Origin of the sequence: Leptolyngbya sp. 'hensonii', from assembly GCF_001939115.1 — a bacterium.
GTDB lineage: Bacteria > Cyanobacteriota > Cyanobacteriia.
This window is the reverse complement of record NZ_MQTZ01000023.1, coordinates 1-26,885: the sequence shown is the minus strand read 5'-3', so window position 1 is coordinate 26,885 and position 26,885 is coordinate 1. Positions and strand designations below refer to the sequence as shown.

The window sequence follows — 26,885 nt, the reverse complement described above, 5'->3', positions numbered from 1 at the left end:
CCGTATGTTCATGGCACTCAAAGACCTCGGCGATTGCCGGGGCGGTCCATCCTTGCGCATTCAGCCGCAGCATATGGGCACGGTCTCGGGTTCGTTGCGGCACGGTCGTGGCTAATCTCAGTTCAGCCAGGGTGCGGTCTTCCTCGTCACTCAGTTTGATTCGTAAGGGGGCAGGCACTAGAGACAACCAGTAGAGGGCCAAATCTATCTTATACTTTATCCCTCCGACCTACTTAGCGCAGTATCAAATTCGTGTTAATGCCGTTGCTCCAGCAGTAGTGGAAACACCTATCTATGAGGCTTTTATCAAACCAGAGGAAATTCACACAACGCTACAAGGCTTCAATAGCTTTCATCCAATTGGGCGAGTTGGAAAACCGACTGATGTTGCGGGGGCTGTGACTTTTTTACTTTCTGATCAAGCTTCTTGGGTAACTGGAGCTACATGGAACGTAGATGGTGGAGTTATGGCTGGACGTAACACCTGATGCTGAATACCAATAGGCAATCCTCAAATATTTGTCCCCGCTGAGGACTTGCAGCATAACGGCTCAAATCAGCGGGGCGGCAGATAACCTCGAACTCAGCGCCAGTTACTCTTAACCGTCCGCTGACAAGAATACGTCCCTGCTGTGCAGCAATCGCTAATACTTCTAGATCTTTAACACCCTCAAATCCAGCGGCAAAGGCAGTTTGAAAGTCAATTGTTGGTTCTCGTCGTAGAACCCCTGTGACAATTGCCTGGTTTAAATCGGCATCGGCTTGATAGCGAACGATCACGATCCTATCTGCTGCCTTGCTGCCTTCGCTGCTATAAGTTTGCTGTACAAAGCAGGATCAGTGGTTTGTAGTGGTTGATGGTGTAGGTCATGCCGATCGCTCTGCCCGTTTCGCCCTATATTCATCAAAGGTCATGTAATCCCCTGCTGTGTAGTCAGCACGGGCAGATTGAATCTCAGCAATGTCCTCGGTCGAATCTTCATCATCGGGGAATAATTCCGCTTCCAAAAGTTCCAAAAGTTGATGTTTTTCAGCAACGCCTAGTGATGAAATTGCTTGCAACAATGATTGAAATGAAATATCTACTTTCACAGTATTCTCAGCCATTGGAACTTACCCCCATTTTTATTTTTGCATCGTGTATTTTTAACTGTTCCTGTGCCCATTCTCGCAGTTGGTCATCAGGATCATTGATGGCTTTGCCATACAATAACTCCAGGATTTTGGGACGGGAGATCTCCTACCCTTTCCAGTTTTGTTTAGCTCTAGAAAAAACTTCGTCTAATTGCTGTCTTTCATAGATCTGAAGTTGAGCACCATTCAGGGTTGAGGTGGAATCTGTCATGGGGTTTTTCTCCGAATCTAATTAACTAGATTGATTGCTTGTTGCTAGAACGCGAGCGGGACGCTCGCACTGGAAGGATCGCTCCAGAGATACGGATAAAACTCCGAAGAACTGACAATACCTGATGCTACAGGATTTTGATGAATGTAGTTCAGCGTGGCTTGAAACTGGCGATCGCCGGAAATCCTCCGTTCATGGCGACCATCTTGCCATACCTTACCGATATGGGGCATCACCGACGGAATCTGCTTGCTACTAAATCCTTTGATACTGTGCAAAATACTGCCAATTGTCCAGCATTTTCCTGAATTTTTCAGCCACGGCTGAATCAGCAGATGAACGTGATCGGGCATCACAACACCTGCAAAAATAACGTACCTTTCTCCATGAAAATACTGACAAGCCTCCATCACAACTTGCCGCGCTGCAAGATTTAACTCCAGACGCTCCCAGGTACAAAAGGTAACAAAATAGATGGGTGGGGTCATAAAACCTACAGAATTCAAATCATATATTTCCCTCAAACCATCACCAATCATCATTCCATTCCATTCATCCCCCCACCAGTGCGAGCGTCTCGCTCGCGTTTGTATTAATCTTGATGCTTTTCCATCTTTTGCAATTGCTCCTATGCCCATTGCCGCAGTTGTTCGTCCGGATCATTGAGGGCGCGATCGCGCAACAGCTAGATCGTTTTGGTATGGGTGGGATAGTGGGTGAGGAGAGCTTTCAGAGCGCAAAATCGAGGACTATGGAGATCGTGAAAGTGCTGCTGCACGAATGGATCAGTTTCCACGACTTCACAGAGCAACTCAAAAATGCCTGGTGCAGTTGGAAACTTATCAGATATTCCTCGCACCGCTGCATATCGTACTAGTCATTCTCCATCTTGTTGAACTCGCCTTTTCAAAAGTGATAGAGTTCGAGCTTGTAGAGTAGCCCTAATGATAGCGTTTATCATTGCAGGCACGTTGGTATTGCCTGCCAGAATTAGCTTGAAGGATTTCTGATAAACGTTCATCTTTACTTTGTTGACTCTCTTTATTAAACCTCACAAATTTCAAAAACAGCAACCTCAGAAGCCTGACAAAAGAATTTGGAGTACCGTCCTAGCCAAGATTAAAAGCAGGCTAACGTTCCCCTTCAGCGGCGACCTACACCCCTATTTGAGCACCAACTATACCCACAAGTCCGCTGCATGGCGATTGTTAGGTTTCTCCATGAGCTTTACGAAATTGCTCTAAGCTTTTTTGTGGTGGAGTACCAACACTTAGGGGACGTCGCCACTCTAAAATTATTGAGCCTTGGTTCTTTGCCTGCTCTCTTTTTAATTCTTTAGCTCTAAAATTTGATTCCCTAATAGCAACGACCCATTCTCTAGCTGTTTGAACACTTGTATCTTCAGGACTAGCAACTGAAATTACATCAATGTCAAATCCAATCGCATCCAATGCCTCAACTCCAGCCATGAAAACGCTATTGCCTATTGCATTAGGAAGTTCTTGCGGTATCAATTCGAGAATGATTGATTCAGCATCTTTTGCAAATTCCCTCATTTGACCTAAGGCGTAAAGTGACCATGCTCGAACGCCGGGTTCAGGATCTTGTAGAGCTTTGATTAGGCTTGGTATCGCTCCTTTTGCTGGTATACCAATCTTCCCAATAGTAATTACTGCATACCAACGAACTTCTTCATCAGAATCATTATCCTCAATCACTTTAATAAGTTGAGGGATCGCTTCCCTTGCTTGTTCTCCTATTTGCTCAAGCGTACTTGCTGCTATTCTCTTAATATCAAGATCATTGCTATCAAGCAAACTAGCCAGAGAAGCAACAGATTTTACACCAATTTTCGATAGCGCAATTGACGCAGAGTTAGATAATTGCTTGTCTTTTTCTTCTAAAATTTTAATTAACTGAGGGATCGCAATGCTAGCATCAATTCCGAATTCAGCTAGGTCATTAATTGCCTGATGTTTGTAACGTTCGTCTTCACTATCTAAGAGTGATAAGAGAAACTTTACTTTCTTATTGGGAACGGTCGCATTCAAAGCTTGATCCAACGTCCACAGCTTTAAATCCATGCCTATAGATTCAGCCTTAATCTGAGCTGGCTCAGTCCAACCGCTGAGTGCAACGATAACACTTTTATCTGCACCAACTGCATTCGCCAGCGCAAAAACCTCTTCTACATCTTTGACATCTAATTTTTCTTTTCGATATTTTGCATCAATTAAAATACTAATCGTATGCCCTTTCAGCTCGTACTCTAACCAAACGTCAATTTGTCTAGCTTGTCCCGTGATTTTATCTGGCAAGGTAATGTTTTTGCGGACATTTCCAATATTATCCATTTGTGCATAAAGCTCGCCAACAGCATCTTGGTATTCTTGCCAGTTCATTTTATTGCTTCACTAAAATTTGTCACAAAAAAAATCCTCCAATCAAGCACTCACTCATTCAAGACTTTATGTATTAATCTGATGTGTCCATTGTGGGATGCCACTACGAGATAAATAATTGGCCAAGTTTTTATCTCCATGAAATTGAATATGACTGTTTTGTTTAAATACAAGCGCAGATTGATAACTTTAAGACTTGTCGCTCTTGCTTTTGCCGCCATTGAGTTAATAAGGCACTATTGCCTGCTTTATTGCCAGATCTTAACCTTGCTCGAACACAACAAAATTAATCTAACCTCCTGAAGTAGATCTTTCTTTTAAATGGGCAAGGTTTATTTCCCTGAAACCTAACGGCAAAACGCAGCGGCGGTAGATACCCTTGAACTAAGCACCAGCAGCTTTCGACCGTCCGCTGCCGTGAAGTGTTAGCTGGCAGTGCCAGGATAACCAGGTTGTGTTAAGACTGGGGACCACGACAGGCTTTCACAAAACTCTTCCCTAAATTTGTAAGCCGAATAGCTCCAGTGTCAGTAAAGTTATTTGTGATTGATTCAGTACGTACATCCAATTCATCACTATCTAAAGATGTATCGACTACAACCTCATAATCTTCATATTCTTCGGGATGGTTGCAAAGCCTAAGCCTTAACAAGTTATCAATTGACTGAGAAAAGACTTCATCATTAAGGGCTACAGATTCTTTAAGTTGCTTTAGGCGAAATTGTTTTAGAGCCTGCTGCCGTTTCTCTCTTCCATCAGTGGTTTTGTCTCCTTTAAGAGCTTCAAAGGCTACCTCTAAGGAGTACAAATAATCAATTACTTTGGCTTCGCTTTGAACAAGTTCAGAGAGGATTTTGGGATAACTCGGATGTATAGAATCTCCAGTTACAGAAGAGGCTAAAAGCCCCATCCACTTTCTAGTTAAATCTTCATCATCTTCTAAAGAAGCTTGCTCAATTAATGGCAACAATACTTTAGGCTTACAAACTGTTGGCTCTAAGCCTAGTTCTGCAAGAATTTCTCCAGCACCCTCTACTACTTTGGCTGCTTGCTTAACTCTCCATTGAGAGTAATTAATTGAAAGGATCTCTCCTAACCAGGAACCTATAATTTTGGCTGGAGGGACTGCTACAGCTTTAACAATTTCACCGACTGCTGAACCCAATCCACTTTTGATTTCTTCAGTCATCAATTCAGTAAAACTCCTTTCCAAAATTACTCTAATTTACAGTTACCTCAGCATAACAATTCTTCAATTAGTTCCGGAGATCCCGAACCTGCATTTCTGATAACACTACATCACCTATCGTCCCTCGCTGCCGTCTTCCCCAACAACCTCTTGGGTGCTTTCGGACTGATACACAACCTCGAACCACGGGTGCAAAAACTCGACATAGAGCCAGCTAACAATTTATTGTACAGAGTATTTCTGTAGATCCATCCGTATTGGGTGAATCAACGAATACTCTGCTGTAGATCCACCCCAGATAGCTGGATCTACAGCAAAGCTCCGCGTATTTTTATATTTCTATACTAGGGAAATAATTTCAAGTTATTGCTGAGCCTGAGCACCCTGGCACTCAAAGACTTAATGAGCCCCGATCGCCCCCTCTCCCAGGCCCAGACAATGCTGCTTAAACAAGTGCGATCGACCTCAACATCAATCGCATGGCTAGCTGCAACGGCACAACTGCATCGGGTGCAGGCAAATGGAGATACGATCTCATTCTTTTCCACTACCGATCTCAATGTAACGGATGACGCTGCATTCAAACTGTTAGTCCATGCATTTGAATGCGTTCTATGGACAATGCTTTAAGCATAAAGAACATTCAAATGTGCAACCCATGCATTCGAATAAGCTCTATGGACAATGCTTTAAGCATAGAGAACATTCAAATGTGCAGCCCCTGCGTTTAAATCTGCTTGATCAACAATGCTTCGAGCATTGAAACCATTCGAATGGAGAGCGATGCAAAATGGGCGTAGGTTGGAAGTCACTCAAACTCCCTGAACGGAGTCGTTCACAAAGTGTCCCCGCAGAAACTAGGGAGTGATCGGACCTGTCGCAGGAAGAGTGCTGGCTTCCCCTCCCTTAGAAATTCACGAACTGCCGGAATTGGGCTTACTCTCGATCATCATCCCGTATGCTGCCCTGCATGATCCGGTAGATTAGAAGCTCCGGGACATTGGCAATTAGGGCTTGAATCGCCCCTGGTGACCCAAGATTCCGAATCAAGCTCATCGATCGTTGGATAGCATCACCATGACTCCAGTTAAAAAAACCGTCTTCTTGCTGGTCCTCTGTCAGGCTCTGGCTGTCACCGGTAATATCGTCCTGTTTACCATTGCCGCACTGATCGGAGCTAGCCTGGCTACAGACAAGTCTCTGGCCACATTACCCCTGGCACTGCTGCAACTGGCCACGATGCTGACCACAATTCCTGCTGCCTTTCTTTTGAAGTGGTGGGGGCGTAAGCTCGGTTTCATGGTGGGGGCATTGTTGGGCTTGAGCGGTGCAGTTTTGGGAACTTATGCCATCCTCGATCACAGCTTTGTCCTGTTCAATGGGGCAACGCTGCTGTATGGCATTTTTAACGGGTTTGTCAGTTACTACCGCTTTGCGGCTGCAGATGTGGCAACCGAATCCTTCCGCTCTCGCGCCATTTCCTTTGTCATCGCAGGTGGCATCCTTGCTGCCTTCCTTGGCCCTGCCCTAGCTACCTGGACTAAAAATCTGCTGCCGGTCACCTTCACAGGGGGATTAGGGACGATCGCCCTGCTGCAACTCCTTACCCTGCTGATCCTCAGCCTGATTGAACTCCCCCCATTGCTACAACAGAACCAACAGGACAGTAAACGGGAATTAGGGACGATCGTGCAACAGCCAGTGTTTATTGTGGCAGTAATGGGCAGCATGATTGGGTATGGCGTTATGGTCCTGTTGATGACGGCAACGCCCCTGGCCATGACTGCCGTTCATCATCCTTTTCACACCACCGCTGCTGTCATCCAGTGGCATGTGTTGGGCATGTTTACACCGTCCCTGTTTACGGGCTACCTGATTACCCGGTTTGGGGTATTGACGATGATCTTAATCGGGATCTTCCTGAATGGCTTGTGTATTGGGATCAATCTGGCTGGGACGGAAGCAGTGCACTTTTTTGGGGCATTGTTATTGCTGGGGATTGGCTGGAATTTTATGTTTATTGGGTCCTCTACATTGCTCACGGAGGCTTACAATCCAACGGAACAGGCTAAAACCCAAGCAACCCATGACTTTCTCATGCTCAGCTTTGTGGCATTCATGACTTTTCTCTCAGGCCGCTTGCTCAATGATTGGGGTTGGGCCGTAGTCAACTATACAGGACTGGTCCTGATTGCCATTGCCTTCATAGCCGTTCTGTATTTGCGCCAGTGGCGATCGCTATAATTTGACACCAAGAAATCGCCAGGTAGAGGCCACCTTCAACGGCCAGATGATGATCACTGCACGAGGTCCAGAGACCAAAGTTTCGGAAGCCGATTTCCCCGCCGATGCTGAGTTTTATTTTGTCTGCTATGCCTGTGGTCAGATATCACAGGCAGCGATTGAAAACTGCTGTAAGCTATTAACTTTGAGCCCCTTAAAGACCTACACTGCTATGACCACTCCCCCCTGCAGTTGGCCACAACTGGAAACGCTAACAGACTTTGAATTGGATCCGGTGAATGGCCCAACCAATGCTCAGGCCCGGTTACGCTTGTTTGGGTGCTCCGAAGCGGATGTCCGGGTGACTTTATACCGCGACCACCATGCCTGGTGCCCCTACTGCCAGAAGGTTTGGCTGTGGCTGGAGGAGAAACAGATCCCCTACCGCATCGAAAAAGTGACCATGTTTTGCTACGGGGAGAAAGAAGACTGGTACAAACGCAAGGTCCGATCGGGCATGTTACCGGCATTGGAACTGGATGGCCGCCTGACTACAGAGAGCGACGACATTTTGCTGGTTCTGGAACGGGCTTTTGGTCCACTGGGAGCAGGGATGGAAGACCCCACCGTGATACCCCTGCGGCGACTGGAGCGGCTGCTATTCCGAGTCTGGTGTACCTGGCTTTGCTATCCATCTGGCTCCCCGGCGCAGGAGCAACGTAGTCGGGAGCAGTTCCAAGAAGTTGTAACCAGGGTCGAAGCAGCGCTGGCCAGTACTCCAGGCCCCTACTTCCTGGAAGAGTTTGGCACTGCCGATGTCATCTTCACCCCCTATGTGGAACGTATGCATGCCAGTCTGTTCTACTACAAGGGCTACGCCCTCAGGGAAGAAAATCCGCAGCTTGCCGCCTGGTTTGCCGCCATGGAAAGCCGACCCACCTACCGGGGGACCCAAAGTGATTTCCATACCCATGCCCATGACTTACCACCCCAGATGGGAGGGTGCTGGGAAAATGGGGAACCCCAGACCCGGCTCAATCAGGCGCGGGTGGATCACGGTCCCTGGTTTGGCTTGCCGGATGTTGCCTATCCGGAACCGGAAACCTCCCGGATGGAAGCATTGCATCGGGTTCTCAAGCATCGAGCCAATCTGATTCGGGTGAATCCTGCCGACGATCGATTGTTCGATGAAGCCCTGCGCTGTGCCCTCACCTACCTGATCACGGGTGAGGTCTGCACGCCGCCGCCGGGGTCTGATGTAGCCCTGCGATATTTACGCGATCGGATCAGCGTCCCCCGAGACATGTCCATCTATGCGGCCAAGCGGTTGCGGGAAGCCCTGGAGCAGACTGCTGCCTTGGCCGGGGATAGGCAGGGTCCACCCATTCCGGTGCAGCATCGGCGAGATCAGGACCCGGCCAACTTTGCCAGCCCTGCATTCAAGCAGGAGGTTGGGCCAAAATCCAGTGATTAGGCGATGAGCTGGGCAGCCAGGTGATTGTGTTTTTCAACCAATGTTGCCAGTTCGAGCGTGGTTAATTGCCCCCGATCGACCACTTTTCTGCCATTGATAAAGCTGTAATCTACCGTATTGACCTGGCAGAAAATCATGGCTGCGATCGGATCATGGAGGGCTCCTGCAAATTCAGGCCGATCGAGGTTGATGGCAATAAAATCTGCGGCCATACCAGGGGCCAGAGAGCCAATATCGTCCCGGCCCAGCACTTTTGCACCGCCAAGCGTGGCCAATTCCAAGGCCTCTCGCGCCGTCATTGCGGTGGCATCTAGTTCCCGCACTCGGGCCATCAGAAAAGCAGTTCGGGCTTCGCTGATCAGGTTGGAGGTGTCATTGGAAGCCGATCCATCTACTCCTAAGCCTACAGGGACCTGGTGATTGAGCATTTTGCGAATGGGAGCCATACCGCTGGCGAGGCGCATGTTACTGCAGGGACAATGGGCAACCCCCGTTCCCGTTTTGCCAAAAGCTTGAATGGCCCGATCGTCTAACTGAACACAATGGGCATGCCAGACATCTTCACCCAACCAGCCAACCGATTCAACATAATCACCGGGGGTCATATTAAAGGTCGCTAAACTGTAGTCCACATCCGACTTGTTTTCTGCTAAGTGGGTGTGGAGCCGGATGCCGGGATACGATCGGGCCAGGGCGGCTGATTCCCGCATCAAATCTGGTGATACCGAAAAGGGGGAACAGGGCGCAAGGGTAATCCGGAGCATGGCATGGCGGGCATTGTCATGATATTGCTCAATCAGCCGCTGGCTATCTTGCAAAATATCGGCTTCTTGCTCGACGATGCTATCTGGAGGCAGTCCGCCCTGGGTTTGCCCCAGGCTCATGCTGCCACGACTCGCATGGAAGCGGAGCCCAATTTGCTGGATGGCTCGAATTTCATCATCTAGCGTACTCCCATTGGGATAGAGATAGAGGTGATCGCTGGCCGTTGTACAACCTGACAAGATCAACTCAGCGGCAGCCATTTGGGCACTGACATAAATGGATTCTGGAGTCAGCTTAGCCCAAATGGGGTAAAGGGTTTGTAGCCAATTGAATAAGTCACAATTTTGCGCTGCGGGGATGGCACGGGTGAGGGTTTGGTAAAAGTGATGGTGGGTATTGACAAGCCCCGGCAGGACCATGTGCTGTCCCTGTAAATCAAGCACCTCATCTGCTGTTTGAGGTAGCTCCAGTGTTGTCCCTACCTGCTCGATGATATTGTCTCGAATTAGTAGAGCTGCATGGCCAATTTCCCGTCGGTTGGCATCCATCGTAACCAGCGTTCGGATATTTTTGACGAGCAACGTAGGCATAGCACTCCGAAAGGCAACAATGTGTTTGATTTACAGCAATAATGCGTTCACAGATGTATTGAAGCTCACAGTCTGGAACTGCTAGCGCGGCGTGCAGGCTCTGGAGTAAGGGATGGGCCTGTTAACGCCGCCGTTGCTTGGAATGGGTAGACATCGTGCGTTGTTTCTTGCCCTCCTCGGGATGATTTCTGGATAGGAGGCCATGGACATAGCGCAGGCGGGCATCTTCATCCCGCTTTTCCTGGTGGGCCAGGGCTGTGTTGATCACCTGCTCCAGAAACTGGGGATTAGCTTGGGCCACCATAAACAGGCTCTCGACCAGGGTCGAGTTATCCAGTCGATATTCGTCACACAGTTCCCGCAACTGTTCGTAGAGGTCCGGCTCTATCCGGACTCGAAAATCTTTCAAGGTGGGGGGAACTTCTGGCAGGGATACCCGTTCCGGCTGGACCTGCTCTGCCATGAAGGTGGCGTTGGCAGTCGGAGTGGATGAAACCTGTGGGGGATCTACTGCAGGGGTTGGCTCAGGCTGAACACTCAGAGGGAGAGGGGCGGTTGAAAAGGGATCAGGCTGTGCGGGCAACACGATCGGGGGCTTGGAGCGACGTTGCCGGATGCTCTGGAGCACACTATTTGAGTTGGGGTCAGAGGGGGTCATAAGCAATCCTTGATCAGATTATTGATATGGATTAGTAGTGATACAAGTCAGAGCTGTATGGGTGATACAAAGCTTGCTTGTACAATTAATGTTTCTTATTTTTTCTTTACTGGTAAAGGCTCTTGGGTCAGAAAAAGGATTACTTTATCTATTGCACAGGATAGAATTGTATCTACTGTACAAATTAGACTTGCACAAGGTATACAAAGCTAGTTTGTTCAAGAGGTAAAGTGAGGACGGATGCGTTCCAGGAGCTTTTCCAGAGGGTATTCCAGATCCGGTTTATTCAGGTCTCGGGGGAGGCAACGCTGATCGATCGCGCGCTTGTACACCTCACTATCGAGGATGTGGGGCAGGACGTTTTCCTCCCCGACCACCTCCCGCATGACTTCGATATTGTCTTTGGTGGTTTGAGTCGGATGCAGGCCAGTCCAGCGGGCCCGAAATGGGACGACTCCCAGTAAATGCCTGTCTGCCAGCTTGGTTTGATACTTGTCAATCAGTTCCAGGGTGGTAATGAGGGACTCCGTGCCTTTGACATTGGCCTCGGCTGGGATGATCCAGAGAGTCCCAGCTCCCAAGCTGGTCAAGGCCAGATGGGATTGAGTTGGGCAGGGGTCCACGATCGCCAATTTGAAGGAACTCAGTAAGGGCTTACCCTCTAGCAGTTCATCGGCCTGAGTTAACCGATCGCGCAGCGAGAACAGGCTCAAGCCGGAATTGGCCAGGGCGATATTGGCGGTTTCTAAGGAAGAGTTGGAGGGAATCAAAAATAGATTCTCGTGATCGGGAACGGGATGGATCGCATCCTGCAGGGAGAGCTGCTTGGGGGAAGTCGTCAACAGATCCAGCAGATTGGGACGAGTGGCGGGATCGACGCCTAAAAATGTTGTCAGGGAATGTTGTGGATCGGCATCTACAAAAAGAACAGGTCCCTCCAGGGCTACCAATCGCCCAATGAAAAGGGAAAGGGTTGTTTTTCCCTGCCCCCCTGCCAGGGAAAGGGAAGTCAGCACGGGAGGGAAAACCGGGGGGGGAACTTTAGCCTTAAGTTTTGCCATGACCAGCCTGGATAGAATCTCTTTCAAATCCTACTGAACAAATCAGGGTTGTACAAGTGATGTAGGGAATGTTTTTTATATCCCATGTATCTATTGTACTACTTCGGACTATACAAGCCTATCTTGTACAAGGGATAAATGCATGCTGTCAACGGTGAGCTTTCTCCCTCCGATCGCTCAGGGAGAAAGCTCAAAACTATTTAATACATGAGTTAAGTCATTCACGAAGGGTCACCAAAGGGGCTAGGGAGCAGAATCATCCCAGAGAGTGTAATCAGGGATTAAACCCTGACTTGTATCTCTGATACAACCAACAATTATACCGGGGATACAAGCCTTGCCTGTACCTCCGGTATAATTTAGAATTGTCTCAGCTATTTTTCGCCAACTTTTCCAGGCCACCACCCTCGATAGGCTTCCCAGAGGCTTTCCAACTTTTTCCAACCAGGTCTTGACTTCAGAGTAGTATGATTGTCAAATTGACCTAAAAGAACCCCCATTTATCCAATTCTATCCAATTTTATCCAACCTGCCGCTATGCCGACCTCCCCCCCTCTTTCTCTCTTCGTTGATCTGGGCTCATCCCTGATCAAGGTGCTCTATTTCCATGAGGAACAACCCCGCATCTTTCTGATGTCGCCCAAACTCTGCACCCTTTCTGCCAAGCGATTGGAGAACCTGCTGGATGCCAACTCGGATGCTCCCCCAGAAGACCTGGCTTGGGTGCAGCAGGGAGAAGACTGGATCGCCGTGGGTACCCTGGCCGAACAACTGAATGGCAGCAGCGCCATCAAGCAACGGAAAGCAGAACAGGGGTTGGTGCGAGTCCTGGGGGTGTTGGGGATTTTGCAGGAAACCCTGAACCTGCCAGCTCAGTTTCAGTGCAACCTGGGCATTGCTCTGCCGGTAGCAGAGTACGCCGATCGGGAGTCCTTTGCCCAGTTGCTGGAGCAGGAGGCTCGGCAGTACAGCTTTCGAGGACGGCCCCTTCAGGTAGAATTCACCCGACTTGATATCCAGATTGAAGGGATGGGTCTGGTGCGCGATCGGCGGGCTGAGTTGCTCTCCCAAAATAAATCAGCCAGCTCTTTGAAGATCGTGGCGCTCATGTTTGGCCACCGCAATCTGAGTGTGCTCACCTTTGCCGGTTCTACATTGCAGTTAGAATCCTCCACCAGCAGCGGGCCTGGCTTTGTCAAAGCTGTGGAGGTGCTGGCCCGGGAACTGTCTGTCGAGCCGACCACAGAAGGGCTAGTGGAAATCGTGGCTCTAGGGAAACAGACTTACCGGTTTGAAGGCTCCCTTAAACCCAGAAGCACGATTCAGGCAGTGGCAGAGGCCAGAGGCGAATACTGGCGCATGGTGGCTGACCATTTGCAGGGGGCATTGCCGGGCGGAGAGTTTGAGATTGTGGCTGCTGGCGGGGCATTGCCTGTGATTAAAGCAGAACTGGTGACCTTTTTCGAGCAGTTTGGCTTAAGCGACCACCTCTCCTTCGCCGATCGGCTGCAGAAGCAGTTGAGCAAAGCCCTCGCGGCAGATCCGTTGTGCAAAGGGAAACTAGAGGATTCCCTAACAATCCGCTTGCTGGATGCCTTCGTTGGGTTGCAGACCCTGCTCTTAAAGGTGAAGCAACAGCCAGCTCAGACCGTTGCCCGCAAAGCAAAGGTGAGTCCTCCCTCAGACGATCAGGTCATAGAAAAGTTTAGTGCGATTCTGTAGAACCCGTTATTATGGCTGCAAAGAAATTGGAGTTACGCTTAGCCCCGGCAGAGGGGACCCAATTGCATCAAGTTTTTTCCTATCTGATTCGCAATCAGCACCTGGTGGGAGATGGCCGATCGATGGCGGCAGAAGCCATCACCGCCTTCTATCTGCCCTTTGCCCTGGAACAGGCCGGGGCAGACCCGAAAGTGGTGCACCAGGTCGCCAGAGACTGCATGCTATTGCTGGAACGGCACCGTTTCCACCTGGCCCAGACCTTTGGATTGGAGTGGCAGAGTCCAATGATCTCGGCGGACCCGTTAGCCGCCATGGCCGGACAACCAACGCCAAATCCGGCGGACCCTGAACCAGAAAGCAGCTTTTTGGATTCCCTGGATGCCAATTACCTATTTGAGGATGAGTAGTGGGTCTGGCACTATTGATCCGCTTGCCCTTCCCCCATAGCCTTGTAGAAGGCCGTCACCGCAGCCTCGGACCGATGGGGCAGATACCGCTGGAAGGTTTTCTCGCTTTTGTAGCCTGTCAGATACATGACCTGCATCGGGTCTACCCCCTGGTGCAGCAGTTCTAGGGCACAGGTGTGGCGGAACTGGTGTGGGTGCAGATCGGGAATTCCGGCCCGTTGCCCCAGGCGGACGATCGCAAAATAGAGGCCATGGTAACTCAGGCGATCCCCTTGCCGTCCCTGGCCATGGGAGAGCAGGAGAGGCCGATCGGGGGTCAAGGTCTCTCCCTGCTCACACCGTTGGTCGAGATAAGCCTGGACCGTGCTCTGGGCTGCTTGCCGCAGGGGAACCAGGCGGGTCGCAGCAGGTTGCGGACCCGTCAGGTGCAATAGTCTGCCATCAAAATCTCCCACATTGAGGCGAACTAACTCCCCAGCCCGCAGGCCATGGCAGAGTAAATGGACCAGGACGGTGTCTCGCTGTTGGGTATCCTCCAGGGTATTCAGAGCGGCCCAGATCTGGGCCAGGTCTTCTGGAGCGAGGCCCTGGACTGGCGCTGGGGAAATCTGCTCCAGCTTTATCCGCTGGATTGGATTCGTACTCATCAGGTCTGGATAGGTGGCCACCATCCACTTGAAGAAACTTTTTAGCGTGGCGATCGCCTTGTTGATGCTGGCTGTGGAGAGGGGCTTACCTCGTTGACTGGTGGCTGCTTCCAGGAATTGTTTGTACTGAGTCAGGTGCTGACCTCTCAGATCTTTCCAGGTCAGGTCCGTCCAGCCCAGAAAGCGCTTAAGTTCCTGTGCATAGACCTGGCGGCTGTTGGGAGCCAGGGTAGGGCGCTGCAGAAATTCCTGGACCTGGACCTGGCGGAGGTCTGGGGACTCAGACTGGATCTGACGGCTGCGGGGGTGCGGTTTCCCCTCCCGTGACAATGGGACAACCACAATAGCAGGCAGGGAGGTTTCCATAGGGTGGGTGGGCAAGGGTATTAAATAAAAAAGAATTATTTATTCTATTATATCGGATTATTATCGGACTATTATTGGCTAACTGCATTCTGTATGCCAGGGCTCAAGGCCCAGCGATAGTTTGAGCAGGCAAGCTTCGCAAGTCCCTGGGTGCAATTTCCCTGGAATTCCTGGGAAGGAGCCTAAAGGTATTCCAGTTCCTGATTCCAACTTCACCGATCTCCATAAGACGAGGACCCCAGTCTTGGCTGACCGGGATCCTCGTCTGTTGATTGGGGTTAAATTTTGCGGGTCTTCGACCCGTCAAAATTTTCCTGACGAAACACTAGAAACGGCGGAGTTTGGGTGAAGAACAGGCTAAACGCGCTTAAGGCCGCATCTTCCATCCCATAGGGAGTATTCCTGCCAGTGCGCTTGTCCGGTAACGATGACAGCACTTGGCGAAAGGAATCCACAACTTCGTTAAACAACCCTGGCTGCTTCAACAGATCTGGACCCATTAGCTCTTTCAGATGTCCCTACAATACCGGCATTTCCAGGACTTGAACAGCTTTTCGCCATAATGAGAATTGCCGTCTCTAAGCAGAGGATTCCGCATGGGGCTCTCCAGGAATATCTGTAATCACCGTATTTAATTCCACCTCCAATTGGGCTACAGTGGGCAAAATGGTCTGCAACTGTTCAGGTAACTCACTGCCTAATCGGTAGGTCGATACCCCGATCGGTTTTTGCAATCCCTGGAGGGCGTACTCCACAATTGTCTTATCCTTAGATTTGCAGAGAATGATGCCGATCGTCGGCTCATCCTGGGACGATCGCAACAGATTATCTACCGCCGCCACATAGAAATTCATCTGCCCAGAGAAAGCAGGTTCAAATTCTCCTGTTTTCAAATCAATCACAACATAGCAGTGAAGTCGAACATGATAAAACAGCAAATCCAGACGATATTCCCTGCCGCTCACTTCCAGCACATACTGACTGCCAATAAAGGCAAAACCTACCCCCAGTTCTAACAAAAAATCCCGAATGTGCTCGATCAAGGCTTTTTCAATCGTCCGTTCCAGGCGATCCTGCTCCAGGGTGAGGAAAGCAAAATTGTAGGGATCTTTGATCATTTGCTGGAGCAGTTCTGATTGGGGAGCAGGCAAAACCTGTCTGAAATTGGTGATGGCCCCCCCTTGCCTTTGGTATAACTCACTTTCTATTTGCAATACCATGACATTGCGGCTCCACCCCTGCTCAGCTGTTTTGTAGGCGTACCAGAGCCGTTCTTCTGGGGCTTTTAGCTTCTCTAACAGGGCAATGTTGTGATACCAGGTGATTTGTGCAAGGACCGCTTGCACAATTCCCGCATCAGGGTAAGCTTCCGCAAAAGCCCGCATGTACTTGAGATTTCGGGATGAAAAGCCCTGCATCTCGGGAAACTCTCGGCCCAGATCTTTGGCCAGTTGATCAATCACTTTAGCACCCCATCCCTGTTGTCGCTGACGATGCAGTATTTCCTGACCAATTTGCCAGTAGAGCAGAACCAGTTCCCGATTCACAGCCAGGACTGCCTGACTCTGGGCCTTGCGGATGCGCTCTTTCAACCCGCGCAGGAAGTCATTGTATTCTGCTGAAAGGGGCAGGGGAACTGCCATAGTTTAAGTGCGTGATGATCAATTCAGGAGCCTAACATGGATCTGGGCTGGATTGTAAAGCTCTGAAACGATCGCTTGTCTGCTGGAGGGATAATTTTGTAGTTTTTAATACAGAATTGCATTGGAATTTATGGATATGTTTCCAGCCTCATCTCTCTCTGCTTTGTTGAATCTGACCTCGGATGCGGTTGGATTTGTTCCCCAACCCAATACCTGGGTTCGGTTACGAGATCCATTATCACTCTTCAGCTTTGATGAAGCATTGTTGCTTTGCGAAGAGACAGATGGACGCTGGGTAGCCTGGGTGCCTGACTTTGGTGAAACCCTGTTGGAGCGACACCAATTTGTTCGGTAATTCTCCTGGGTGAGGAGTGGTCCCCTAGGTGGGTGATTTTGGGGCATATCCCGTCAGGGTATACGAAATGGTCAATCGCGTCATGGGTGTTTTCAAAAGCATTCATTGTTCGAGGAACCACACACAATGCTTCATCACGTATCCATTTCGGCGATCGATCCCCTGCGGGTTGCAACAGTCTTGGCGGAAGTTATGCAGGGTTTTGTAGCCCCCTTCCCTCCCAATCCCGGTAGCTATCTGGTGGCAACGGGTGATTCCTATGGAACGATGCTGGAAATTTATCCTCTGGGCAGTCAAATTCTTCCTGGGTTGGGAACAGAGGCAGAAGCAACCTTTTCGCTGCATCCCCATCCCCACCGTTACACTGACACCCATATTGCAGTTTCTGTCAACACCAGTGAAAAAGACATCAAGTGCATTGCGGCGCGTGAAGGGTGGCGGGCCGTGCGCTGCAATCGGGATGACTTATTTGAAGTGATTGAGTTCTGGGTGGAAAATCGGTTGATGGTGGAATTCCTGCCCCCTGCCCTCGCCGCCCGTTACCTGGAAGTGATGCAACCCCAGAATCTGGCAAAACTGGCTGCTGCAGCTCAAGCGGGTGCTAACCTTGTCGAAGCTCTGGTGATTGCTTAAGCCTAAATACAGCCCTAGATAGGGAATAAACCGCCGAGGTGCGGAGGTCGCGGAATTTATGCGCTGCGTCTCCCCGCCTCAGGGTTTGCACATAGGTCACCAAGGGACAGAGTCCAATTCGCTGCCTGTGCCCCGTCTAGGGTAAGCTAACAAAAAGCTTAAGTTTAAGAAAGGTTTAACCGTGGCAACTGAAGAGCATGTCATTGAGGTTGGGGGGCTGCAGTGGTTTTATCGGGAAGCAACCCCCATCGGTGAGGCCAAGCCTCTGCCAGTTCTGCTCCTGCATGGCCTACCTTCCCAAAGTTATAGCTGGCGTCATGTGATGACAGCCCTGGCAGAACAGGGGTTCCGCACCATTGCCCCCGATTGGATCGGGTTTGGCTTTTCGGCCCAGCCCGATCGGCGAGACTTTGCCTATACCCCTGAGGCTTTTCTGCATGCCTTGACTGAGTTGCTCCAGGCGCTCCAGTTGGAACGGGTTTTCCTGGTCACCCAGGGATTTCTGGGGTCGGTGGGGCTACAGTATGCCCTCCGTTACCCCGATCGGGTAGAGCGGTTGGCCATGGTTAATACGCCTCTGTCCACAACGGCCAAACTGCCCTGGAAAATCCAGCAGTTGGGGCTGCCTTTGATTGGGGATGTGTTGACCCAGGATCCCTTGCTGGTAGACCGGACTCTGGAAGGGGGTGGCCCTTATCAGGTGGATGATGCCGACCTGGATGTGTATCGTCGCCCCTTTCTGAAAAGCTCCGATGCAGGGCGGGCACTGCTGGCAACCATCCAGAACCTGCAACTGAAACAAACGATGGCAGACCTTGAGGCGGGCTGGCCTCACTGGCAGCAGCCTACTTTAATAGTCTGGGGGATTCGGGATCCCTGGCTGCCCGTCGAAGCCGCACGGGAGCTGGCAAATGCCCTCAAACAGGGAGAAATAACCCTGCTGGATGAAGTGGGCCACTATGCCCAGGAAGACTGGCATGAAAAGGTGAGTGAGGCCCTGATTCCGTTTTTTCGCCGTCAATTCAATTAACTGCATCAAATATTGCTGCGGTCAGGAGGGTATGGGCAACCTGGACATGCCAGCCATGGATCTGTCCGGCTACCGCATTACAGGAGGCGGCGAATTCCGTTTCCTGGAGGTCGATCGTAATTTCGAGCAAATCCATAAACCGTCCTACGGACTTGGAAATAGCCTTGACTACAGATTCTTTGATGCTGAACAGCGATCTCAGGGTGGTAGGGTGAGCATTGAGCGTCAGAATGTGCTGCTGTTCCCAGGCATTGACGATCAGAGGGGCCAGATCAGCACCAACCTGCTGATCCGGATGCAGCAGATCGATACCCACACCCGTGTGGCGTATGGCAGGTAGGGCAATGGCCAGACAAATATCCCGATCGTGGGTGATGGAACCGATCGTGCCCTCTGGCCAGCAGGGGGCCAGCAAGGGGCTGACTGGGAGAGGTTGCGGCGCAACCCCGATCGTGGCCAGTGCTTCTCGGGCACACCAGCGCCCGGTTGCAAATTCAGCTTGTCGCTTGGCGACGGCATTGCGGATATAGGCTACTTCTTCGGGAAACAGGGGATAGTCACCTGAAATCTGGCTGATCCCAATACCGACATCGCTGCCAAACCAGGTTTGGAGGTGATGCTTCAATTCAGAGGATGAGGGTAGACTCTGCATCAAGGTCTAATTAAATGACGTTCGGCCTGCCGCTGGTTGGCCTGCAGCTTGGTTCGTTGCAGTAAAAAATGGAGTAGCACAGCAGTAAAAGCCAGGCCAGTAGCGACGGTGACCAGGGTCAGGAGGGGGCCTCTTTCTCCCAGTTTCCAGCCAATACCCAGGGCTGTTGCAAAAGTCGTGGTCAGGAGTACCAAGGCTGTTGCAAAAGTTCGTTCCATCCCTCTGTCCAACAGGCTTTCCACCGCAAAACCCATGGCGATTCCACTCAGGCAACCACAGGCCAATCCGATCGTAGCACTGATCACCACTGCTGGTCCTGCGGCCACCAGCGTTCCACTCAAGGCCATCAGCATTGCTATCACTCCCAGGCCCACACCCGCCATCAAAGCCGCGATCGCCCCATCGGCCCGACCTGCTGCATTCATCCCCCAGGCTGCTGCTTCCAGCCCCACCGCTGCTCCTGCCAGGGCTCCAAAGTTGATCACAGTCGGAGCCTGAGCCAAAGTCCCAGCTTCAGCAACCATGGCTGTGGCAATCCAGGCTGTACCCAGAGAAAGCAACAGCAGCACAATCAGCACTGTGAAAGGCAGTTGCCGACCAGCAATAGGGATAGCAGCAGTGCGAACTTGTATCGAAACCGGATAGGTTTTGGGGAGAGAATTGGTGTGCAGGGCAAGGGTTCGATTGTAGAGCTGATTCGACATCAGTTTACTGGTATCCACGGTGATTTGACACTCCGTGCGGTTGCCTGTGAATTGGCCTGGATCAATCCTGATCCAGGCATGGGTGGCGGGGGTATGGGGTGGGTCACTGGTATGGGGCGCAACTTCCCACTCTCCCTCCAGCACAATGCCAGGAGCCGGATTGTAAACCGTCAGCATCTGGGTCAAAATTTCCCCCGATCGAGCTGCCTGAAATTCCAGGTTTGATTCACTTAATCGCACTTCTGGTAGATAGATAGACGCATCCGGCAGGGCTGCTAGAGCCGCTGCTGCATCAGGATACCGGTCCTTGACTCTGGGTTCTACCATTTTTTCCAGCCAGTTTGCCCACCGGACACTGATCTTGGGTAGCAGTGGTTTGAAGTTGACCCGGTAGCTAATGTCAATGAGCTGGCCGATTTCGGTTGATTTTGTACCTGTGAGCAGACAAATTAGGGTTACCCCTAAACCATACAGGTCAGAGGCTTCCGTCAATTGGCGATTGAACAGTTGCTCGGGAGGCATAAACCCCAAGGTGCCTTTGACCACACTACTAATCCCGACTTCCCCATGGCCAATGCGGGCAAATCCAAAATCGATCAGGTAAACCTCCATGTGTGGACCAACCAGAATGTTTTCTGGCTTGATGTCTCGGTGGATGACACTGGGAAGGCGATTTTGTAAATAAACCAGGATCTCTAAAACAGAAATCGCAAGCTGATGGATTTGCTCCGGACTAAAGCTGCGGGGTACCCCTAATGAGACCGCAGGCTTATATTCCTGAACCATACAAAAACCACTATCAGTGGGGAAAGAATCTAAATAACGGGGAATCCCAGGATGGTTGAGTTCACGCAGAACCTGGATTTCCTGTTCATAGGCGTTATAGTCTGTCCAGGTGCTCTGCACTTTGGCAAACTGGAACTGCTTAATAACCACCTGCTCCTGCGTTCTCAGCGCTGTTGCCAGGTAGGTAACTCGACCTCCAGCGGCATTGTGACCCAATTTTTTCTCAACCTGGTAGCCATTTTCAGAAAAATTCGGAAAGTCACTCATGATCGCTAAAATAGACCAAAGGGTTTGCACACATGAAAGCTATCAAGAACCTTGTATATCCAAAATATGGCAAGGTGGCAGATTCCCAGAATCCTTGTAGAGGAAGGATTGGTCAGGTTAAACCTAATTCTAGCTTGATATGTTAGGGGGAGATAACGATTCTGGAGCAATCTGGATATTACAGGTAATTTGATAGATTTGATATTGCCTGTTTTACAGAAGCCTGAATTGTCAGGAGTTTCTGACCTGTTGATTTATTGCTTCTTCGGTATACGCCTTACCTACGCTCGCTGAAACCTATGCTGCAACTCTCTACCTTCTCAACAGGGTTACTGGTATCTCTAGTTGGGGGGCTCATCCTTGTTCCGGACGTCGCGGCCAGTTCCTTTCAGAGTGATTCCATGTCACTGCAGGTGGACGATCGGATCAAATTAACTCAGAACCAGAGTATTGACCAGAATCGCAGCCCTTTGCCCAATTTTCCTGCCGTTAGTCCTCGGGGAGAAGAATCTTACATCCTCGGACCTGGCGATCGAGTTCGAATTGACGTTTTCAAAGTCCCTCAATATAGCGGAGAGAATCAGGTTCTGGTGGATGGGACCCTGAACCTGCCAGATATTGGGCCTGTGTTTGTCCGAGGGTTGACCCTGTTAGGAGCAGCCGATGCCATTTCCCAGCGCTATGCCAGCCTTCTGCGTTACCCCAATGTCACAGTTATTTTGCTTGCTCCTGGCCCTGTCAAGGTGGGAATTGCTGGGGAGGTGAATCGTCCAGGCTCTTACACCATCCCGATCGAATCCGGAACGCAATTGCCAACCCTGACCAAGGCAATTCAGCTTGCTGGTGGCATTACCCAGGCGGCGGACCTGCGTCGAGTCCAGGTTCGGCGGCCACGGGGTAATGCTCCCGATGAAGTAATCGATATCAATTTATGGGACTTTCTCCAAACTGGTGATTTGAGCCGAGATCTGACCATCCGCAGCGGCGATACGATCTACATCCCGACGGCAACTCAGGTCGATCTAACAGAATCAAAATTGATCGCAGCAGCCAGTTTTGCTCCGGATAAAAATCAACCCCTTAATGTTGCTGTGGTTGGAGAAGTCTATCGTCCTGGTCCTTACACGGTGACGGGAACAGCCAGAACAGGGGCGGCTGGCGTTCCTGGTGGAACAGGGGGGAATGACCGAACGCCAACCATCACACGGGCAATTCAAGTGGCGGGTGGCATTAAGCCAATGGCGGATATTCAGCAGATTAAAATTATCCGACTGACGAAGACAGGCACAGAGCAAACGATTGAGGTCAATCTCTGGAAACTGTTGAAAGAAGGGGATATTCGACAGGATGTGATTTTGCAGGAGGGGGATACGATCGTGATCCCACTGGCCAAGACAATCACCCCTCAGGAAAGCACTCAGATCGCAGCGGCCAGCTTTTCTCCGGACACCATTCGGGTGAATGTTGTCGGTGAAGTTAAGCGTCCGGGTCTAGTTCAGGTTCCACCTAATATTCCCCTGACCCAAGGAGTTCTGGCTGCTGGTGGCTTTACTAACCGATCGGAGCAAGGGAGTGTTGATTTGATTCGGCTGAATCCCGATGGTACTGTATCAAGACGAACGATCAAACTTGATTTTGCCCAGGGCCTGGATGAAACGCTGAATCCCCCTTTGCGTAACGATGATGTGATTATTGTCAGTCCTTCTGCTTTGACGAGTTTTTCTGATGTGCTGGGGACTGTGCTGAACCCGATCGGGAGCTTTTTCTCAATCTTTAATTTCTTCAGGATCTTTAGCGAGCTTTAAGCTTTAGGGTGAGCAGTCGAATAGAGTGTAATTAAGGGTAAGTGACCGGTGGGAAATCAAGATGGATGAACAACAGCAGCATACTCTGATATCCAGGGACACGGGTAAGTCACCTCGTTTATTGTCTCAGCCTGATCTCGCTTCATTCAGGTCTGGGAACGATGACGAGGGTGGCCTGGAACTGGGCAAAGTCGTTGCTGGTCTTCGACGCAGGATTCCTCTTATTCTGGGTGTGGCAACAGTTGTGACCTCGGCTGCTCTGTTGAAGGCCATGACCAGTGTTCCCATCTATCAGGCAGGTTTTGAAATCCTCACCCGGCCAGTCACCGTAGAGGCTCAGGTGATTTCTTCCCTACCCCAAACCCTGACGAGCAAAGAAGAACCTCAACAAAGGGGAGTTGATCTGGCAACCCTGAAGCTTTTAAGAAGCCCTAAACTGTTAGATCCTATTGTTAAAACATTGAAGCCAAAATATCCAACTTTGACGCTGGATTCCATGCTGGAGCGTCTGTTGGTTACGCCACTTCCGGAGGTACAAATCTTACAGGTTGCCTACCAAGATCCAGACCCTAACAAGGTTAGGGATATTTTGAATGCTCTGAAGGATGCCTATCTCAACTACAGTTTGGAAGAACGGCTAGCCGATGTTCGACAGGGGATTAAGTTCGTTGATACCCAGATTCCTCAGTTAGAAACCCGCGTACAGGACTTACAGGGAAAACTCCAGACATTTCGGCAAGAATATAATCTGGTTGACCCGGATGCCCAGGGCCAGCAATTATCCGCTCAATTGGGGAGTTTTACCCAGGAGCGTCTTCAAACTCAAGTTAAATTGGATGAAGCACGATCGCTCTTCACTGATATTCAGCAGCAGTTAGCAGAGTTACCCCCTGAAGCGGTGGTTGATTCTGAATTGAGCACCTATCCTCGCTATCAAAAGCTATTGGATAAGCTGCTGGAAATTGATAGCCAGATCGCTACAGAATCCAGTCTTTACCTGGATCAAAGCAATAATATCAAGGTCTTGCGAGATCAACGGGACAATCTGGTTCCACTCCTGAGCCGGGAAGGGCAAAGAATTCAATCTGAGCTGGCCAGTAGAATTCGCTCTCTTGAAGCTCGGAATCAGGCTCTGACTGACACTGAGAATTTCCTCAATCTGAGAGTTAAGCAACTTTCTGTCATATCTCGCCAATATACTGACATTCAAAATGAATTGAAAATCGCTACAGATAACCTGAATCAGTTTCTGGCAAAACGGGAAGCACTGCGAATTGATGCTGGCCAAAAGCAGACACCATGGCAGTTGCTTTCTCCCCCTGGTAAACCCAAACCTTCGGCTACCAATGCTAAGCGGGCCGTCTTATTGGGGAGTATTTTAGGCTTATTGCTGGGTGTTGCTATTGCACTGGTTCTCGATCGGCTGGATAGCCTGATTTATTCTCCAGAAGACGTGAAGAATGCGACCAAGCTTCCCTTATTGGGCATCATCCCCTGGATTCCTAAGGACGAAGACCTCGGTCCTCCGGCCCGATTGGAGTGGCTAAAACAGTTAGGCAAGATCCAACTGTTTAATAATGGCAAAACCACGCTGGAAGAGGAACTCTTTCAGGCTTACAAAGGTTCTTCTGCCATGGAAGTCTTTCGCTCCATCTACACGAGTATTCGTTTGTTGAGTCCGGATGTTCCAATTCGCTCATTAGTCATCACTTCACCGGATACTCAGGATGGCAAATCAACTGTTTCTACCTATCTCTCTCAAGCAGCAGCGGGTATGGCCCAGAAGGTTCTCCTCGTTGATTTAGACCTTCATCGACCCCAACTGCATGAGCGTTTGGGTGTCTCTAACATGTTGGGTTTGAGCGATCTCATCACCAACAATCTGGATTGGCAACAGGTAATTCAACGATCGTCCCAGGAAGAGAATTTGTTTGTTCTAACAGCCGGTCATTTACCGCCTGATCCGATTCGCACCCTTTCTTCTCAAAAAATGAAAGGTCTGATGGAACAACTGGAAGAGGCTTTCGATCTGGTGATTTATGACACCCCTCCTCTGGTTGGGCTGGCAGATACTGCCTTGATTGCAGCCAGAACGGATGCTTTGATTCTGGTGATTGGCTTGGGTAAGAGTAGTCGTTCTATTGTGGGGCAGGCTATGGAAATTCTTAAAATCCCACCTACATTAGTGTTGGGCGCGATCGCGAATGGTTCTAAGGATGCATTAGCAATAGGATATGGATCCCGCCGAAGAGCTTTTCGATAAAAACTTAAAATCAAAAAGCAGGGATGTAACATGCTGACTCCCTGCCCTTAAATTCTAAATTCTGCTCTTAGATTCTGCGCTTAAAATTGATCCTTAACATAGCCATTTTCCGACTATCCCTTGTGTCGCTAATCCAGACAGGCAGCCTTCTTCCTCTCCGTACCATCAGGCGACTTTAGATAAACGCTAAGGATTTGCTTGATAGCCAGATAAATGAAAGGTGGAATTGTTGCCGCATAACGCTTCCAGAGTCTACGAGGTTCTTGAAACAGCCGATAGAGCCATTCAAATCCTAAGTCCCTAACCCAATAGGGAGCACGCTTATGAATCCCTGCGTAAATTGGGAAGACTGCTCCTATGCCGATCATGACTGCATTCAGCTTGCCTTGTTGCTCAGTCATCCACAGTTCCTGCTTAGGACACCCTAAAGAAACCATCACCAGACCTGCCCCACTGGCATGAATTTTCTCTCGAACCTGCTCATTTTCTTCTGGCGTCAAAGGTCGAAAGGGTAATGGCTCTGCTCCAGCAATTTTAAGATCGGGAAACTCCGATTGAAGTCTTTGCTGCATGCGGGACAGAATTGTTTCGTGGGAACCCAACAGAAAAATACTAATATTGCGCTTAGGAGCATGCTCACAGAGTGATGTAAAGATATCCATTCCTGCAACACGATCTTGATTGTGTATGCCCAATAGTCGCATCATCCAAACTAGAGGCATACCATCTGGTGTTACCAGGTCAGCATTAAAAAGCACAGAGGCAAAGTTTGGATTAGACTTTGCTTCCATGAGCATGTGAACATTCGCAACACAAACTACCCGACTGGAGCGGGCTCTTGCCCAATCCAAAAGAACTTCTATCTGAGATTTAAAGGGTAAAGCAGTAACAGGGGAACCAATTACTGTCTGAAGGGGGAGAGGAGTCTCCATGGGTATAACCTATGCCCTAACACACGACACACCGTAACTCAACATCAGTAGCTACAAAGTAGCTACAAAATTAGCCAAAAGTGGTCAAGCCGCTAATCTACTCTAGAAAATCATCACTCAGGGAGAATGTGAAGAAGAGCTTTCTCAGAGTAAGCTCTGCCGTGAGTCCATACGAGAAACCCACTAAGCAACACATCAAAGACCAAGCTGCTCTTGAAAGTGAGAAGTCGGCTATGAACCTAGAATGTATCAAAACCGACTACAAAAGTATAGTTTGAGACTTTCAACTTCATCATTTCTTCAAAAAACTTTCAGTATTTTATCGAATTGTGAGGACAGCCACGAATTGCAACGGAGTTATCTGCCCTGTTTAACTTCAGATGAAGACGGGTGGGGATTTTGTCGCTATCTTGGTGAGGATTTTGTCGCTATCTTTTAGTGGTGGATTGAATTAATTTTGCCCGATGCCAACTCATTGAATTCAGTATTACTACGTATTTACTGATCCGGTAGTGCCGAAATAACAACTGGATATGTCCGGAAGGGGATTGAACTGGTTGAAAAAGGAATCAGACCTTTGTCTCAAGCAAAAGCGCTTATTTTAGCACATCCCTAAAATCTTTAGACAAATTTTGAGTTGCATCCACTAACAGTGTAAAATTCAGATTAAACTTTATATATCTCAAGACAGTAAGTAGTCAGGAGGAATTAAATATAAAACGTTCCAGGGAGTAATTGCCCCTACTACTACGAGCTTGCATTCCCTCGATGATCGCATCGGCTAAATCAACTTCATGCTCAAACATCCGCCCAGCAATTTCATGGGTTTTGAGTTGATGCCACTGCTCCTCGATCCGATTCATCTCAGAACAGTAGGGTGGCAACCAGAAGAGGAACAATCCTTGGGCTTGCCACTTGAGCCATTGTTGCTGAGCCAGACGACTGGTATGGGCAGAGCCATTATCT

General features: G+C 49.7%; 26 protein-coding genes and 2 pseudogenes. 11 read left to right on the top strand and 17 right to left on the bottom strand.

Features of this window, described 5'->3' with window-relative positions:
- Positions 1–202: helix-turn-helix domain-containing protein (locus BST81_RS27420; protein WP_171974708.1), on the bottom strand; the 202-nt coding region annotated here is incomplete at its 3' end.
- Positions 203–206: 4 nt separating this feature from the next.
- Between BST81_RS27420 and BST81_RS09180 the strand changes: the two genes are divergently transcribed.
- A complete protein-coding gene (locus BST81_RS09180; RefSeq protein WP_083636751.1) occupies positions 207–488 on the top strand; it encodes an SDR family oxidoreductase in 282 nt (93 codons plus the stop codon).
- Here the strand turns inward: BST81_RS09180 and BST81_RS28435 are convergent.
- The 6 genes from BST81_RS28435 to BST81_RS09145 form a co-directional block, all read right to left on the bottom strand.
- Entirely contained in the window at positions 466–780 is a 315-nt protein-coding gene (locus BST81_RS28435; protein WP_075598250.1) for a hypothetical protein, read from the bottom strand. The genes BST81_RS09180 and BST81_RS28435 overlap by 23 nt on opposite strands.
- 87 nt (positions 781–867) lie before the next feature.
- Positions 868–1,107: a hypothetical protein gene (locus tag BST81_RS09170; protein ID WP_075598249.1), complete on the bottom strand. Its 240-nt coding sequence runs from the start codon at positions 1,105–1,107 to the stop codon at positions 868–870.
- Between the two features lie 282 nt (positions 1,108–1,389).
- The gene (locus BST81_RS09165) at positions 1,390–1,887 is read right to left on the bottom strand and encodes a transposase (RefSeq protein ID WP_216351275.1); all 498 of its coding nucleotides are present in this window, start codon (positions 1,885–1,887) and stop codon (positions 1,390–1,392) included.
- 143 nt (positions 1,888–2,030) lie between these two features.
- Complete coding sequence (locus BST81_RS28430) at positions 2,031–2,204, bottom strand: hypothetical protein (RefSeq protein ID WP_216351274.1); 174 nt, start codon at positions 2,202–2,204, stop codon at positions 2,031–2,033.
- Positions 2,205–2,553: 349 nt separating this feature from the next.
- A complete protein-coding gene (locus tag BST81_RS09155) occupies positions 2,554–3,747 on the bottom strand; it encodes a HEAT repeat domain-containing protein (RefSeq protein ID WP_075598246.1) in 1,194 nt (397 codons plus the stop codon).
- Positions 3,748–4,204: 457 nt separating this feature from the next.
- A complete protein-coding gene (locus BST81_RS09145) occupies positions 4,205–4,936 on the bottom strand; it encodes an Abi-alpha family protein (RefSeq protein ID WP_075598245.1) in 732 nt (243 codons plus the stop codon).
- A 366-nt stretch (positions 4,937–5,302) separates the two neighbouring features.
- Here BST81_RS09145 and BST81_RS27990 point away from each other — a divergent pair, with 366 nt between their 5' ends.
- From BST81_RS27990 to BST81_RS09135, 3 genes are all read left to right on the top strand, one after another.
- Positions 5,303–5,566, top strand: coding sequence for a hypothetical protein (locus BST81_RS27990; protein ID WP_171974707.1), 264 nt, complete (start codon positions 5,303–5,305; stop codon positions 5,564–5,566).
- A 447-nt stretch (positions 5,567–6,013) separates the two neighbouring features.
- Complete coding sequence (locus BST81_RS09140; RefSeq protein ID WP_075598244.1) at positions 6,014–7,180, top strand: MFS transporter; 1,167 nt, start codon at positions 6,014–6,016, stop codon at positions 7,178–7,180.
- A 1-nt stretch (position 7,181) separates the two neighbouring features.
- The gene (locus tag BST81_RS09135; RefSeq protein ID WP_363079701.1) at positions 7,182–8,633 is read left to right on the top strand and encodes a glutathione S-transferase family protein; all 1,452 of its coding nucleotides are present in this window, start codon (positions 7,182–7,184) and stop codon (positions 8,631–8,633) included.
- Here the strand turns inward: BST81_RS09135 and BST81_RS09130 are convergent.
- The 3 genes from BST81_RS09130 to BST81_RS09115 form a co-directional block, all read right to left on the bottom strand.
- Positions 8,630–9,988, bottom strand: a complete 1,359-nt coding sequence (locus tag BST81_RS09130; protein ID WP_075598243.1) for an 8-oxoguanine deaminase — start codon at positions 9,986–9,988, stop codon at positions 8,630–8,632. The genes BST81_RS09135 and BST81_RS09130 overlap by 4 nt on opposite strands.
- Positions 9,989–10,109: 121 nt before the next feature.
- Positions 10,110–10,646 carry a hypothetical protein gene (locus BST81_RS09125; RefSeq protein WP_075598242.1) on the bottom strand — a complete coding sequence of 179 codons (537 nt, stop codon included), beginning with the start codon at positions 10,644–10,646 and terminating at the stop codon, positions 10,110–10,112.
- 218 nt (positions 10,647–10,864) lie between these two features.
- A complete protein-coding gene (locus BST81_RS09115) occupies positions 10,865–11,707 on the bottom strand; it encodes a ParA family protein (RefSeq protein ID WP_075598240.1) in 843 nt (280 codons plus the stop codon).
- Between the two features lie 537 nt (positions 11,708–12,244).
- Between BST81_RS09115 and BST81_RS09110 the strand changes: the two genes are divergently transcribed.
- Complete coding sequence (locus tag BST81_RS09110; RefSeq protein WP_075598239.1) at positions 12,245–13,429, top strand: hypothetical protein; 1,185 nt, start codon at positions 12,245–12,247, stop codon at positions 13,427–13,429.
- A gap of 11 nt (positions 13,430–13,440) precedes the next feature.
- Positions 13,441–13,836, top strand: a complete 396-nt coding sequence (locus BST81_RS09105) for a hypothetical protein (protein WP_075598238.1) — start codon at positions 13,441–13,443, stop codon at positions 13,834–13,836.
- An 11-nt stretch (positions 13,837–13,847) separates the two neighbouring features.
- On the opposite strand, the gene BST81_RS09100 is transcribed toward BST81_RS09105, so the two are convergent.
- From BST81_RS09100 to BST81_RS09090, 3 genes and pseudogenes are all read right to left on the bottom strand, one after another.
- Entirely contained in the window at positions 13,848–14,849 is a 1,002-nt protein-coding gene (locus BST81_RS09100; protein WP_075598237.1) for a tyrosine-type recombinase/integrase, read from the bottom strand.
- A 293-nt stretch (positions 14,850–15,142) separates the two neighbouring features.
- A pseudogene (locus BST81_RS26970) lies at positions 15,143–15,349 on the bottom strand (hypothetical protein); the annotation flags it as partial.
- Positions 15,350–15,427: 78 nt separating this feature from the next.
- Positions 15,428–16,492: a PDDEXK nuclease domain-containing protein gene (locus BST81_RS09090; protein WP_075598236.1), complete on the bottom strand. Its 1,065-nt coding sequence runs from the start codon at positions 16,490–16,492 to the stop codon at positions 15,428–15,430.
- 136 nt (positions 16,493–16,628) lie between these two features.
- Here BST81_RS09090 and BST81_RS09085 point away from each other — a divergent pair, with 136 nt between their 5' ends.
- From BST81_RS09085 to BST81_RS09075, 3 genes are all read left to right on the top strand, one after another.
- Positions 16,629–16,847: a hypothetical protein gene (locus BST81_RS09085; RefSeq protein ID WP_075598235.1), complete on the top strand. Its 219-nt coding sequence runs from the start codon at positions 16,629–16,631 to the stop codon at positions 16,845–16,847.
- Positions 16,848–16,973: 126 nt separating this feature from the next.
- Positions 16,974–17,480, top strand: coding sequence for a hypothetical protein (locus tag BST81_RS09080; protein ID WP_075598234.1), 507 nt, complete (start codon positions 16,974–16,976; stop codon positions 17,478–17,480).
- 181 nt (positions 17,481–17,661) lie between these two features.
- Positions 17,662–18,510, top strand: coding sequence for an alpha/beta fold hydrolase (locus tag BST81_RS09075; protein ID WP_075598233.1), 849 nt, complete (start codon positions 17,662–17,664; stop codon positions 18,508–18,510).
- On the opposite strand, the gene BST81_RS09070 is transcribed toward BST81_RS09075, so the two are convergent.
- Both BST81_RS09070 and BST81_RS09065 read right to left on the bottom strand, forming a co-directional pair.
- Entirely contained in the window at positions 18,503–19,162 is a 660-nt protein-coding gene (locus tag BST81_RS09070) for a 4'-phosphopantetheinyl transferase superfamily protein (protein WP_075598232.1), read from the bottom strand. The two genes, BST81_RS09075 and BST81_RS09070, sit on opposite strands and share 8 nt — an antisense overlap.
- The gene (locus BST81_RS09065) at positions 19,162–20,919 is read right to left on the bottom strand and encodes a protein kinase (protein WP_075598231.1); all 1,758 of its coding nucleotides are present in this window, start codon (positions 20,917–20,919) and stop codon (positions 19,162–19,164) included. The genes BST81_RS09070 and BST81_RS09065 overlap by 1 nt, the downstream gene beginning before the upstream one ends.
- A gap of 299 nt (positions 20,920–21,218) precedes the next feature.
- Between BST81_RS09065 and BST81_RS09060 the strand changes: the two genes are divergently transcribed.
- Entirely contained in the window at positions 21,219–22,724 is a 1,506-nt protein-coding gene (locus BST81_RS09060; RefSeq protein WP_083636749.1) for an SLBB domain-containing protein, read from the top strand.
- A gap of 61 nt (positions 22,725–22,785) precedes the next feature.
- Positions 22,786–24,987, top strand: coding sequence for a polysaccharide biosynthesis tyrosine autokinase (locus BST81_RS09055; protein WP_075598230.1), 2,202 nt, complete (start codon positions 22,786–22,788; stop codon positions 24,985–24,987).
- Positions 24,988–25,115: 128 nt separating this feature from the next.
- On the opposite strand, the gene BST81_RS09050 is transcribed toward BST81_RS09055, so the two are convergent.
- Both BST81_RS09050 and BST81_RS28765 read right to left on the bottom strand, forming a co-directional pair.
- A complete protein-coding gene (locus BST81_RS09050; protein ID WP_253188179.1) occupies positions 25,116–25,778 on the bottom strand; it encodes a WecB/TagA/CpsF family glycosyltransferase in 663 nt (220 codons plus the stop codon).
- Positions 25,779–26,770: 992 nt separating this feature from the next.
- Positions 26,771–26,885, bottom strand: a pseudogene (locus BST81_RS28765) (IS630 family transposase); the annotation flags it as partial.